The organism is Corynebacterium sp. TUM25015, from assembly GCF_056393505.1.
Genome location: NZ_CM150783.1, coordinates 366,611 through 380,066 on the forward strand (window position 1 = coordinate 366,611; position 13,456 = coordinate 380,066).

Sequence of the window (13,456 nt, forward strand, 5' to 3'; positions counted from 1 at the left end):
ACGCAATAACGTGGAGATCCCTGCATCGCACTCCAGCTGCACAACCGGCCTAGACGTTAGCCCGGCATAAACCTCGGCTAACCTGTGGCCACCACTGCACCAGCGGAGACAATACAATCTACGGGGAAGAAGTTTAGTGCACCTTGTGCCAGCTACCAAATCCCATTTTCTTAAACGCACTGGCTTACAATCATCGCGATGTTTCCTTACCCGTTCGACCTTGCATCCATCGGCGAGGGGCTACCCGCCGCCGAGCTGCTCCCCCGAATCCCCCAACGCGGCCCTTTGGTGGTGGAAGCACCGCCGGGAACTGGTAAGACAACCCTAGTCCCGCCAGCACTCTCCAATATTTTGCAGAGCTCAGCGCAAGTAGCCACTCCGCAGAAAGTACTCGTCACCGCGCCTCGTCGCGTAGCCGTCCGCGCGGCTGCCCGGCGCCTTGCGCAATTGGACGGCACCCGCGTAGGTGACCGGGTCGGTTATAGCATCCGCGGCGAACATCACCCAGGAAGTCTCGTGAACTTCGTTACCCCCGGCGTGCTCCTCAATCGCCTGCTTGCAGACCCCGCCTTAGAGGGCGTGGGTGCGGTCCTCATCGACGAAGTCCACGAGCGCCAATTGGACTCCGACCTTGTGTTGGCCATGTGCCAGGAAGTCGCCATGCTGCGTGAAGGCGACCCCACCGAGGAGCTCTACCTGTGCGCCATGTCCGCCACTGTCGACACGCAGAAGCTCGCGGAGTACATGGGTGCGCAGGTTGTATCCACTCCAGCAGTCACCTACCCCCTCGAGATTTCTTATCACCCTCACCCCGAACGTGCACAGGGCTCACCCGCTTTCTATCGCCATGTTGCCAAACTCGCACAACAGGCTATCGACAACCAGCGCGAGTCTGGTCACGCGGATCACCGCACACTCGTTTTCGTCCCCGGACGTAAAGAAATCGACTGGGTCTGCACCCACCTCCCCGACGCTGCCCCGCTACATGGCAGCTTGACGTCCCAGGAACAAGACGCAGCACTGACCGGAGACTCCCCCATCGTGGTCGCGACCTCCATCGCCGAATCTTCCCTGACTGTTCCCGGTGTCCACGCGGTCATCGACGCAGGCCTTTCTCGCACACCCCGCCGCGACCAAGCACGCGGGATGTCCGGGCTTGTCACTACCTCCACTTCCAGAGCTAGCGCCGATCAACGTGCTGGTCGCGCAGGGCGCCTTGGCCCAGGCCAGGTCTACCGTGCTTACTCTGCCGCTGACTACTCCCACTTTGCACCCGACATCACCCCGGAGATCCTCTCCTCGGATCTTGTCGCCGCTGCTCTCACGCTCGCCGCATGGGGTTCCCCCGATATCTCTCTTCTCGACGCCCCTCCGGCCGCAACTCTCACCGTTGCCCACCAGGAACTGCACTATCTGGGTGCCCTGGACTCAAAGGGTTCCATTACCGAGTTAGGCCAGAAGCTTGCGCGCATTCCCGCCGACCCACGCCTCGGAGCAGCCCTGCTGGCGCACGGCGCAGGCGCAGCCAAAGTTGTCGCGGCGCTGGCTACCGGTTTGCAAGGGGATCTGGCCGAAGCAAAGCCACCAGCTTCCGAGGTCCGTCGCTTCGCCCGGATGGTGAATGACCATGGCCCGGCTACTCCGGGCGACATCGTGGCCTCTGCCTATCCCGACCGTGTGGCCAAACTCGTGGGCACAGACGCCGACCAGGCAGTGTATCTGCTGGCCTCCGGCACCCGTGCCATACTGGCCCCTGAGTTGCGCCGCACACTCAGTGGCTCCGAATGGCTGGCAGTGGCAGAAGTGCAATTAGGACGTACTCCCCTGATCCGTGCCGCAGCAAGCCTGCAGCAGCCAAGCTCATCGCAGATCCGGGAAGACGTCACCGCACACATAACTGAAGGCAAGCTCCGGGCCCGGCGCACCCGCCACCTCGGAGCCATCGAGCTTTCCAGTACGCCAGTTTCGGTCAGCGAACTCAGCGAGGCAGATAGGCACCAGGCCGTCGCAGCCTTAGCAGCCGAGGGACTTGGGTGGCTACAGATGACGGAGGGGGCGTCAATAGTAAAAGAGAGAGTCGACTACCTGCGTCAGCAACTGGGGGAACCCTGGCCGGATCTTGCCGCAGGCGATTACACGCCAGAGGCCGAGCGAGTGGTCGCGGGCGAAAGAATCGCCGAAATCGACGCCTACCAGGCGATCATGCGCCAACTCCCGTGGCCTGAGGCAGGGCGAATGGATGAACTGGTGCCGGAACGACTGGAAGTGCCCAGTGGGTCTGCACCGAAGATTGGATACGAGACCGGACGGCCGATCGTGCGCGTCAAGCTGCAGGAATGCTTTGGACTGGCGGAATCCCCCACTATTGCAGGTAAAAAAGTTCTGTTCCACCTGCTTTCGCCAGCGGGGCGCGAACTAGCTGTCACCGATGATCTTAAAAGCTTCTGGGACGGCCCTTACCAGGGCGTGCGCAAAGACATGCGGGGGCGCTATCCGAAGCACCCATGGCCCGAGGATCCATGGTCGGCGACAGCAACGAAGAAGACTAAACGCGCCTTAAGGCACTAGGAAATCAGCGCGGTGGCGCGAAATTAGCGACGCTTGCTGCCGAATGTCTTGGTGAAGTTCAGACCACGGATCGGGGTGTGGATCGTCACGGATTGGCGACCGTCGGCGCGCTGGGTAATGCGCATTGGTCCGATACGGGTGGAGCCACCCACTCCGCCGGAAGAGGTATTCACCTTGAAGGGACCGAAATTTTTGGAATCGCGAAACATAAAGCCCATGCAGCACATGATAAGGCACCGCAAGAAAAAGCGGGTACTTCCCCTTGCGTTAGGGAAGCACCCGCTTTAAGCGAACTTGCTGGTTCGCACTGGAGACTGAATTACATCAGATCCATATCGTCCAGCGGCACGGCTGCGCCGGTGAACTCGCCGTAAGTGTCGTCGGCGTAGAAACCATCGCCGAAGGAGGACGGCAGGGAGTAAGCCGCTGCGCGGGCCTCCTCGGTCGGCTCAACACTGATGTTGCGGTAGCGGGAAATACCCGTACCGGCCGGGATCAGCTTACCGATGATCACGTTTTCCTTCAGACCGATGAGCTTGTCCGAACGCTTGTTGATAGCAGCGTCGGTAAGCACGCGGGTGGTCTCCTGGAAGGAAGCCGCGGACAGCCAGGACTCGGTTGCCAGGGAGGCCTTGGTGATACCCATGATCTCCGCACGAACCTCTACCGGACGGCCGCCAGCCTTCACGGCTTCCTTGGACGCTGCCACTGCATCGGCGTGATCCACCAGGGAGCCCGGCAGGAACTCGGTCGAACCGGAGTCGATGACCGTCACGCGGCGCAGCATCTGGCGCACGATGATCTCGATGTGCTTATCGTGGATAGCCACACCCTGATCGCGGTAGACCTTCTGCACCTCGTTGATGAGGTGCTGCTGCACGCCACGGCGACCGAGCACACGCAGGACCTCGTGCGGATCCGCAGCGCCCTTCAGCAGCTGCTGCCCCATCTTCACGTGGTCGCCATCGCGGATCGGGCGCTCTGCACCACCGTTATTCAGCGTTGCCAGACCCTGACGCTTCGACAGCTTCTCGTACACCACATCGTCGGAGCCGTCGTCCGGCTCGATGGTGAGGGTGAAGAAGTTGTCGTCGTCCTCGATGCGAACCTTGCCGTCCACCGAAGCGATCGGGGACTTCGCCTTCGGCACGCGAGCCTCGAACAGCTCCTGAACACGCGGCAGACCACCGGTAATGTCGCCACCGACACCACCGAGGTGGAAGGTACGCATCGTCAGCTGCGTGCCCGGCTCACCAATGGACTGAGCTGCAACAATACCGACAGCCTCACCGATCTCGACCTTCTTGCCGGTCGCCATAGAGCGGCCGTAGCAGGTGGAGCAGACACCGGTGTTGGTAGCACAGGTCATCACGGAGCGGACCTTTACTTCCTCCACACCAGCGTCGAGGAGAGCCTTCAGCTCTGCCTCGCCAATGACGTCGCCCTCGGCGACGATAACGGTGCCGTCGGAGGCGGTGGCGTCGCTAGCCAGGTAGCGACCCAGGACAGACGTCTCGACGAAGTCTGCAGGGGTGTAGTTGCCGGTCGGGTTGCCCTCAGCGTCCAATACCGGAACGGCCACAGGGGTGACAGCGCCCTGCTTGGTGCCACAGTCGTCTTCGCGCACGATGACGTCCTGTGCCACGTCCACCAGACGACGGGTCAGGTAACCCGAGTCAGCGGTACGCAGCGCGGTATCGGCCAGACCCTTACGGGAACCGTGGGAGTTGTTGAAGTACTCGAGCACGGACAGACCTTCACGGAAGGAGGTCTTCACCGGACGGGTGATGTACTCACCACGGGAGTTGGTAACCATGCCCTTCATGCCGGCCAGGGTCCAGATCTGACGCATGTTACCGGCAGCACCCGACTTCACGATCATCGGAATCGGGTTGTCGTCCGGGTACAGATCCTCAACGGACTGACCAACGAAGTCGGTAGCTTCCTTCCACAGGTCCACCAGAGACTGGTAGCGCTCGGCCTCGTTGATCTTGCCGCGTGCCATCTTCTTCTCGATGACGCGAGCCTTGGCCTCGTAGCTGTCCAGAACTTCCTGCTTGTTCGGCAGCACCAGCACGTCGTGCATGGTGATGGTCACACCGGAGCGGGTTGCCCAGTAGAAACCAGCGTCCTTCAGCTTGTCCACCGTCTGTGCAACGGTGATCATCGGGTACTTCGCCGCAAGGTCGTTAATGACGGCAGCCTGCGGCTTCTTCGCCATGACGCCCTCTACGTATGGGTAGTTCCACGGCAGCAGCTCGTTGAACAGCACGCGTCCCAGGGTGGTCTCCGCCAGCCAGGTCTGGCCGCGCTGCCAACCATCGGGGAACAGCTCCGTCTCGACCTCAGCGGTCGGACGCAGGTGGTTGATACGCACGCGGATTGGAGCCTGCAGGCCCAGAACACCACGGTCATAAGCCATGATTGCCTCGGCCAGGGAGGAGTAAACGCCCTGTGCAGGGCCTTCCTCGGTAGCCGCCGCGTAAGCGCCCTGGCCACCGAACTCTTCTGGCTTCTTCAGCAGGGTCAGGTAGTACAGGCCGGTCACCATGTCCAGACGCGGCATAGCCAGCGGCTTACCGGACGCCGGGGACAGAATGTTATTGGAAGCCAGCATCAGGATGCGAGCCTCGGCCTGTGCTTCGGCACTCAACGGCAGGTGAACAGCCATCTGGTCACCGTCGAAGTCTGCGTTGAAGGCCTCACAGGCCAGCGGGTGCAGCTGGATAGCCTTACCCTCGACCAGGATCGGCTCGAAGGCCTGAATACCCAGACGGTGCAGCGTAGGCGCACGGTTCAGCATCACCGGGTGCTCAGCGATGGCCTCTTCCAGGACGTCCCACACCTCAGGGCGCTGGCGCTCCACCATGCGCTTTGCGGACTTGATGTTCTGCGCGTAGGACTTCTCCACCAGACGCTTCATCACGAACGGCTTGAACAGCTCGAGAGCCATCAGCTTAGGCAGACCACACTGGTGCAGCTTCAGCTGAGGACCGACGATAATCACGGAACGGCCAGAGTAGTCCACACGCTTACCCAGCAGGTTCTGGCGGAAGCGGCCCTGCTTGCCCTTCAGCAGGTCAGACAGGGACTTCAGCGGACGGTTGCCCGGGCCAGTAACCGGACGGCCACGGCGACCGTTGTCGAACAGTGCGTCGACGGACTCCTGCAACATGCGCTTCTCGTTGTTCACGATGATCTCGGGGGCGCCGAGATCCAGCATGCGCTTCAGGCGATTGTTGCGGTTGATGACGCGACGGTACAGGTCGTTCAGGTCGGAGGTCGCGAAGCGGCCACCGTCCAGCTGCACCATCGGTCGCAACTCCGGCGGGATCACCGGGATGCAGTCCAGAACCATGCCGGCCGGGTCGTTTCCGGAGCGCAGGAACGCAGCGACAACCTTCAGACGCTTCAAAGCGCGCAGCTTCTTCTGGCCCTTGCCGTCACGAATGATCTCGCGCAGAGCCTCAGCCTCGGCCTCAAGGTCGAAGCTACGGATCAGGGTCTGGATAGCCTCCGCGCCCATGCCACCGGTGAAGTAGTCCTCGTAGCGGTCGACCAGCTCGTTGTAGATGTTCTCATCCACAATCATCTGCTTCGGAGCCAGCTTGACGAAGGTGTTCCAGATCTCGTCTAGGCGATCGATCTCGCGCTCGGCGCGCTCACGAATGTGGCGCATCTCGCGATCGGCTGCGCTCTGGACCTTCTTCTTGGCGTCGTTCTTAGCACCTGCTGCCTCGAGCTCAGCAAGATCGTCTTCGAGAGTCTTGGCTCGGTCGGCCAGCTCTGCGTCGCGATCCTGCTCAACTTCCTTCTTCTCCAGCAGCATCTCTGCCTCGAGCGTGGACTGGTCGTTGTGACGACCCTCCTCGTCGACGGAGGTGATGATGTTGGCAGCAAAGTAGATGATCTTTTCCAGATCCTTCGGAGCCAGGTCCAGCAGGTAGCCCAGGCGAGAAGGCACGCCCTTGAAGTACCAGATGTGGGTAACAGGAGCGGCCAGCTCGATGTGGCCCATACGCTCACGACGAACCTTGGACTTGGTCACCTCAACGCCACAGCGCTCACAGATGATGCCCTTGTAACGAACGCGCTTGTACTTGCCACAGCCACACTCCCAGTCGCGGGTCGGGCCGAAAATGCGCTCGCAGAAGAGGCCATCCTTCTCCGGCTTCAGGGTGCGGTAGTTGATGGTTTCAGGCTTCTTGACCTCGCCACGGGACCAACGACGGATGTCGTCAGCGGTCGCTAGCCCGATGCGAAGCTCATCGAAAAAGTTGACGTCCAGCACGTGGACTTCCTTTCCCCTCCTCTTAGCGGAGGGCTTTGGGTAGTTGCGGCGCTTAGCTGTGTTGTTTGTCGGGCTAAACGCCGAAAATACGGCGAATGTACGAAAGTCAGATGTTTAGGGTCGTCAACGCCCTAGCTGACATCCATGTCAGCATCCGGACGCTCGTCACGGGACAGGTTGATGCCCAGAGCTGCGTTAGCGTTCTCCAGCTCATCGTCATCGTCAGAGGACAGCTCCATCGGGGTGCCGTCAGCGGCCAGAACCTCAACGTTCAGACACAGCGACTGCAGCTCCTTCAGAAGAACCTTGAAGGACTCCGGGATACCAGGATCCGGGATGTTCTCGCCCTTCACGATCGCCTCGTACACCTTCACACGACCAACCACGTCGTCGGACTTGATGGTCAGGAGCTCCTGCAGGGTGTAGGCAGCGCCATAAGCCTGCATTGCCCACACCTCCATCTCACCGAAGCGCTGGCCACCGAACTGTGCCTTACCGCCCAGCGGCTGCTGGGTAATCATGGAGTAAGGACCAGTGGAACGAGCGTGAATCTTCTCATCGACCAGGTGGTGGAGCTTCAGCATGTACATGTAGCCCACGGAAACCGGGTACGGGAAGGGTTCGCCGGAGCGGCCGTCGATCAGGTTGGACTTACCGAAGTCGTCGACCTGACGCTCACCGTCGCGGTTCGGCAGCGAAGAGCGGAGCAGCCCTGAAAGCTCGGCGTTGGAAGCACCGTCGAACACCGGGGTAGCCGTTAGAGAGTCCGCCGGAACGTCGTAAAGCTCCTCTGGCAGGGTTTCCAGCATCTTCTGGATCTTCGGATCCTGGGACTCGGTATCGACCTTCCAGCCGGCCTTAGCCAGCCAGCCCAAGTGCACTTCCAGAACCTGACCAATATTCATACGACGCGGCACGCCGTGAGTGTTCAGGATGATGTCGATCGGGGTACCGTCCGGCAGGAACGGCATATCCTCCTGCGGCAGGATCTTGCCCACGACACCCTTGTTGCCGTGGCGACCGGCGAGCTTATCGCCGTCCTGGATCTTGCGCTTCTGAGCAACGTAGACGCGAACCATCTCGTTGACACCGGCTGCCAGGTCGTCATCATCTTCGCGGGAGAAGACGCGGACGCCGATGACCTTACCGGTCTCGCCGTGCGGAACCTTCATGGACGTATCGCGAACCTCGCGGGCCTTCTCGCCGAAGATGGCGCGCAGCAGGCGCTCTTCCGGGGTCAGCTCGGTTTCACCCTTCGGGGTGACCTTACCGACCAGGATGTCGCCGTCGCGGACATCGGCGCCGATGCGGACGATACCGCGATCGTCGAGGTCTGCCAGGACGTCTTCACCCACGTTAGGAATGTCGCGGGTGATCTCCTCCGGCCCCAGCTTGGTATCGCGGGCGTCAATCTCGTACTCCTCGATGTGGATCGAGGTCAGGACGTCCTCCTCAACCATGCGCTGGTTCAGGATGATGGCGTCCTCGTAGTTGTGGCCTTCCCACGGCATGAAGGCAACCAGCAGGTTCTTACCCAGTGCCATCTCACCGTTGTCGGTACCCGGACCATCAGCCAGAACCTGGCCGGCCTCAACGCGGTCACCTTCGTCCACCAATGGCTTCTGGTTGTAGCAGGTGCCCTGGTTGGTGCGCTCAAACTTGCGCAGCATGAAGGTATCTCGCACACCTTCATCGTCCATGACGGTGATGTAATCGGCAGAAACGTACTCCACCACACCGGCCTTCGGAGCGATGATCATGTCGCCGGCGTCGTACGCAGCGCGCAGCTCCATACCGGTACCCACGTACGGGGACTCGGAGCGCAGCAGCGGCACAGCCTGACGCTGCATGTTGGCACCCATCAGCGCACGGTTAGCATCGTCGTGCTCGAGGAACGGAATCATCGCAGTTGCCACGGAAACCATCTGTCGCGGCGACACATCCATGTAGTCCACCTCGGTGTACGGGACGACCTCCACGTCGCCGCCGCGCAGGCGAACCTCAATGCGCTCCTCGGTGAAACGGTGATTCTCGTCGAACGGAGTGTTCGCCTGAGCAATCACGTGGCGATCTTCTTCATCCGCGGTGAAGTAGTAAACCTCATCGGTGATCTGCCCATCCACAACCTTGCGGTACGGGGTCTCGATGAAGCCGAAGGGGTTCACGCGGGCGAAGGAGGACAGGGAGCCGATCAGACCAATGTTCGGACCCTCAGGGGTCTCAATCGGGCACATGCGTCCGTAGTGAGACGGGTGAACGTCGCGAACCTCCAGGCCAGCGCGTTCACGGGACAGACCGCCCGGACCCAGCGCAGAAAGACGACGCTTGTGGGTCAGACCAGACAGAGAGTTGTTCTGATCCAGGAACTGCGACAGCTGGGAGGTGCCGAAGAACTCGCGGATTGCTGCGGAAACCGGACGAACGTTGATCAGGGAGGTCGGCGTGATGGACTCCGCATCCTGGGTGGTCATGCGCTCACGCACTACACGCTCCATGCGGGACAGGCCAACGCGAACCTGGTTCTGGATCAACTCGCCTACGGTACGCAGACGACGGTTGCCGAAGTGGTCGATGTCGTCGGTATCGATCGGAATCTCGGTACCGTCCGGGGAAGTCATGGACTTCTCGCCTGCGTGCAGGCGCACCAGGTACTCGATCGTGGTCAGAATGTCCTCTTCAGTGAGGATCATCACGCCATCGGTATCGCCACCCAGGCCAAGCTTGCGATTGACCTTGTAACGACCAACCTTGGCCAGGTCATAGCGCTTCGGCTTGAAGAAGGAGTTTTCCAGCAGAGCCTGTGCAGAGTCGCGCGTCGGAGACTCGCCCGGACGCTGCTTGCGGTAGATCTCCAGCAGTGCCTCGTCGGTGTTGTCCACGCCGTCCTTTTCCAGGGTGGACATCATGATTTCGGAGAAGCCAAAGCGGTCGGTGATTTCCTGCGTGGTCAGGCCCAGAGCCTTCAGCAGAACGGTTACCGGCTGACGGCGCTTGCGGTCGATGCGCACGCCAACGGTGTCGCGCTTATCAACGTCGAATTCCAGCCATGCACCGCGGGAAGGGATCACCTTCACAGAGTGCAGCGGACGTTCGGTAGAGGCGTCGATAGAAGCGTCAAAGTACACGCCCGGGGAACGGACGAGCTGGGACACGACAACACGCTCGGTGCCGTTGATGATGAACGTGCCCTTGTCCGTCATCATCGGGAAATCACCGATGAAAACGGTCTGGGACTTGATCTCACCGGACATGGAGTTGGTGAATTCCGCGGTCACATACAGGGGTGCCGCGTAGTTGATGTCCTTATCCTTCGCCTCGTCGATGGTGGACTTCACGTCATCGAAACGGGGCTCGGACAGGGTAAGGGACATGTTCTCGGAGTAGTCCTCGATCGGAGAAAGCTCCTCGAGAATCTCCTCAAGTCCGCTCATGATGCGGACGTCCTCCCCTGCCTCAGCTTGGGCACGGGCGCGCCATTCAGGCGTGCCAACGAGCCAAGCGAAGGACTCTCGTTGGAGGTCTAGAAGGCCTGGAACCTCAATCGGAGCATCGATCTTCGCAAAGCTGTGTCGCTGCGGAGCTCCGGGAATTCCGGCCACTGAGCTGGTCTGGCGGGAGACTGCCAAGATGGGTCCTTCCAGCACAACATCGGTCGGCACTACGTGGTGGAGCTGTAGTGCACGGTCGTGATTGTGTGTGTACGGTCTCGTGATGGTCGATTTAGATGGATTTTCCCTGCCAAACTATCGCCACGCAGAAACGACTAAACGACCTTGTCAAATGGCCTTTTTGGCACGTTTGGCAAAGTCTGCTTTTCGAGCAATGCTCTCGCATCACGTCTACGCAACCCGATAATCGTTTCGTCGAAGCGAATAGCTCAACAATTCAAATCCAGCGCAACGAACTATCCTATAGCATCGCTGCGCGATTGTCTAGGCTTCGTCTGCAGCCCCCGCTGCTCTTCCCTCAGCCTGTTCTTCAGTCCGTTTTTCAGCCGCCTTCTCGGCCGACTTCTGAGCCTTTCGCTCAGACCACTGCCGAGCCCGCCTCTTAGCCCGGATCCACAGAACCAACACTACGGATGCTGCTGCCACAATAACACCCGCAACGATCAATGCAAGACCCCATTTGTCGGTGTGCCGCTGACCACTGACTTCCATGGCCTGATCCAGCATGGACGACGTCACCCTCTGTGGCGTCTTACCGTGGAACTTCAACAGGTTTTGCACTTCCTTGCCCGAGCTGTCTCGGTACGTGTCCTTAATATCCTCCTCGACGCCGACCAGCAGACCCGATTTCGGCTCCACAGTTAGCTCTCGCCACCCCTCGTGGAATAGCTGCGCACGCTGAGGCTTCCCATCCCCTCCCTCAACAGTGATGGTGTTGCGGATACCCGCATATTCCTTAGCTACGGACGTGGCAGGGATTTCCTGACGGAACACGTAAAGCTCGTGATCGTGACCATCGGCAGTGGTCACCGTGCGAGTACCAGTGAACTCGGCGGGCAACGCGCGACGTAGCGTCATATCGAAATAGTCATAAGAACGCTGCTCCGTCCCCTGTGGGAACTTGGCCCAATAGCCGGCAATCTCTCCCTCAGTCGCGGGAGTAGCAGGAGTGTCGGATACCTTCGCTCCGCCCTTAGCCTCACCGGATCTACGATCCACAGTGAAGCTCCACACCTGTGCATCAAGCAGAGATTTCAGGTCGTCCTTGACGTCGGTGCGAGCCGTAGTGACGCCTACTCGAGCGCTCGCCTCCTCATCGGTCGCAGGCTCCTCCAGAGTGATCTTGAACTGCCTATTGACCGGCGCCGTAACGTCCTTCTTGCCATCCAAGCCCTGGTAATTCGGGCCAATCACCGCCGCGGGATCGTTCAGGGTAATCGTCGTCGCAGCCAGGTCTAGCGGTACCGCTTTCTCGTTCGACACCACCTTCGGAAGCATGACGCCCACAGTAATCAGCGCAACGCCAATCAGTGCACCGAGCGCACCCAGTATGTAGAGGCCTTTGCCGGTCCCCTTCGTGGAGCTGGAATCTTTCGTCACTTCTCTGCCACCATCTGCGTTTTAGTTCTTTCGCATACCCACAACAGCAAGCACGCTTTCAATATTGTCCTCCTAGCGTAGCAAGGCAACAAAAAACCGCCGGAAACCACAAAAAGTGATTCCCAGCGGTTCAGTTCGCTCGCACCGTCGGCACGTGGCCGACGTGCGGAAAGTAAGACGAGCTTACTTGAGGGAGACCTTAGCGCCAGCCTCTTCCAGCTTGGTCTTAGCAGCCTCAGCGTCGTCCTTGGAAGCAGCCTCCAGGATGGCCTTCGGAGCACCCTCAACCAGCTCCTTAGCCTCCTTCAGGCCCAGGCCGGAGACGATCTCGCGGACAACCTTAATAACGCCGATCTTCTTAGCGCCTGCGTCCTCCAGAACGACGTCGAACTCGTCCTTCTCCTCAGCAGCAGCGCCGCCCTCAGCAGCACCGGCGGCAGCAACGGCAGCAACCGGAGCAGCAGCGGTAACGTCGAAGACCTCTTCGAATTCCTTAACGAACTCAGACAGTTCGATGAGGGTCATTTCCTTGAAAGCCTCGATGAGCTCGTCCTTGGTGAGCTTAGCCATGATGGCATCCTTTCGTAGTTGCGCCGGAGGGTCAGAAAGTGTTGGTGACCCAACCGGCAAAGTGGTTTATGTCTTATGTGTGTGGGGAAGGAACTTACTGTTCCTTCTTCTCCTGCAGTGCAGCGGCCAGGCGTGCAACCTGGGATGCTGGTGCGTTGAACAGGCCTGCGGCCTTTGCCAAGGAACCCTGCATGGCACCGGCCAGCTTGGCCAGCGTGGTTTCGCGATTGTCCAGCTCGGCGATTGCCTCAACCTGAGCTGCATCAATCGTGGCACCGTCCATGTAGCCACCCTTGATCACGAAGTTCTTGTGATCCTTGCCGAAGTCCTTCATAGCCTTCGCAGCATCTACGGCCTCGCCGTTGATGAATGCGATAGCAGTCGGACCAGTCAGCAGGGACTCATCAAGCTCAATGCCGGCTTCGCGTGCAGCCAGCTTGATCATGGTGTTCTTGGCGACGGAGTAGGTAACGTCCGAGCCCAGAGCGCGACGCAGCTCGGTGGTCTCAGCCACAGACAGGCCACGGTACTCGGTCAACAGAGTGGACTGAGCCTGCTCGAAGCGTGCCTTGAGCTCTTCCAGCGAAGCGGTGTTCTTCGGATTAGCCATACTCTCGCCTCCTTCCTGATGTATACGGTGTACGTTTTACGCAATACGTCCACCGACGATCATTGTTGAAGGGCAACACTGTACATAAACGACAAAGCGCCTTGTTTTCCGGCGTGATACGCAAGAAGCACAAGGCGCATTCGTAGGATCCCCGGCTTTTAAAGGCTGGAATCCGATCCGAACGTCTAATCGTGTTACCTGCGTGGGCCGTCATCTATGACGATGATCCTTCAATCTCCTGTCCACATTCTCCCTTTCAAGGAATATGTAGACGGTGATGACCGACGGTCTTCGGTGAAAACTTGACGTTGCTGATCTCGTTGTTGATCTAGTCAAACTTCCTCGAAGGAGGTTACACCCCTGTTCACA

The 13,456-nt window shown here is 59.8% G+C and carries 7 protein-coding genes; 1 reads left to right on the plus strand and 6 read right to left on the minus strand.

Annotated features, from left to right (window positions below):
* The first annotated feature begins 198 nt into the window (after positions 1 to 198).
* Positions 199 to 2,568, plus strand: coding sequence for an ATP-dependent helicase C-terminal domain-containing protein (locus tag AC06DS_RS01720; protein ID WP_477100826.1), 2,370 nt, complete (start codon positions 199 to 201; stop codon positions 2,566 to 2,568).
* 23 nt (positions 2,569 to 2,591) lie between these two features.
* Here the strand turns inward: AC06DS_RS01720 and AC06DS_RS01725 are convergent, their stop codons facing one another.
* The 6 genes from AC06DS_RS01725 to rplJ all read right to left on the minus strand — a co-directional run bounded on the left by AC06DS_RS01725 (position 2,592) and on the right by rplJ (position 13,087).
* Positions 2,592 to 2,786: a DUF4236 domain-containing protein gene (locus AC06DS_RS01725; protein ID WP_005292014.1), complete on the minus strand. Its 195-nt coding sequence runs from the start codon at positions 2,784 to 2,786 to the stop codon at positions 2,592 to 2,594.
* Positions 2,787 to 2,887: 101 nt separating this feature from the next.
* Positions 2,888 to 6,859: a DNA-directed RNA polymerase subunit beta' gene (locus AC06DS_RS01730; RefSeq protein ID WP_477100827.1), complete on the minus strand. Its 3,972-nt coding sequence runs from the start codon at positions 6,857 to 6,859 to the stop codon at positions 2,888 to 2,890.
* A 131-nt stretch (positions 6,860 to 6,990) separates the two neighbouring features.
* On the minus strand, positions 6,991 to 10,503 hold the full coding sequence (gene rpoB, locus AC06DS_RS01735) for a DNA-directed RNA polymerase subunit beta (RefSeq protein ID WP_293791660.1): 3,513 nt from the start codon (positions 10,501 to 10,503) through the stop codon (positions 6,991 to 6,993).
* Positions 10,504 to 10,791: 288 nt separating this feature from the next.
* Entirely contained in the window at positions 10,792 to 11,907 is a 1,116-nt protein-coding gene (gene pgfA / locus AC06DS_RS01740; protein WP_477100828.1) for a cell envelope lipid trafficking protein PgfA, read from the minus strand.
* Between the two features lie 183 nt (positions 11,908 to 12,090).
* Positions 12,091 to 12,477 carry a 50S ribosomal protein L7/L12 gene (rplL, locus tag AC06DS_RS01745; RefSeq protein WP_293791639.1) on the minus strand — a complete coding sequence of 129 codons (387 nt, stop codon included), beginning with the start codon at positions 12,475 to 12,477 and terminating at the stop codon, positions 12,091 to 12,093.
* A gap of 94 nt (positions 12,478 to 12,571) precedes the next feature.
* Positions 12,572 to 13,087, minus strand: coding sequence for a 50S ribosomal protein L10 (gene rplJ, locus AC06DS_RS01750; protein ID WP_293819055.1), 516 nt, complete (start codon positions 13,085 to 13,087; stop codon positions 12,572 to 12,574).
* Between the last annotated feature and the right edge of the window lie 369 nt (positions 13,088 to 13,456).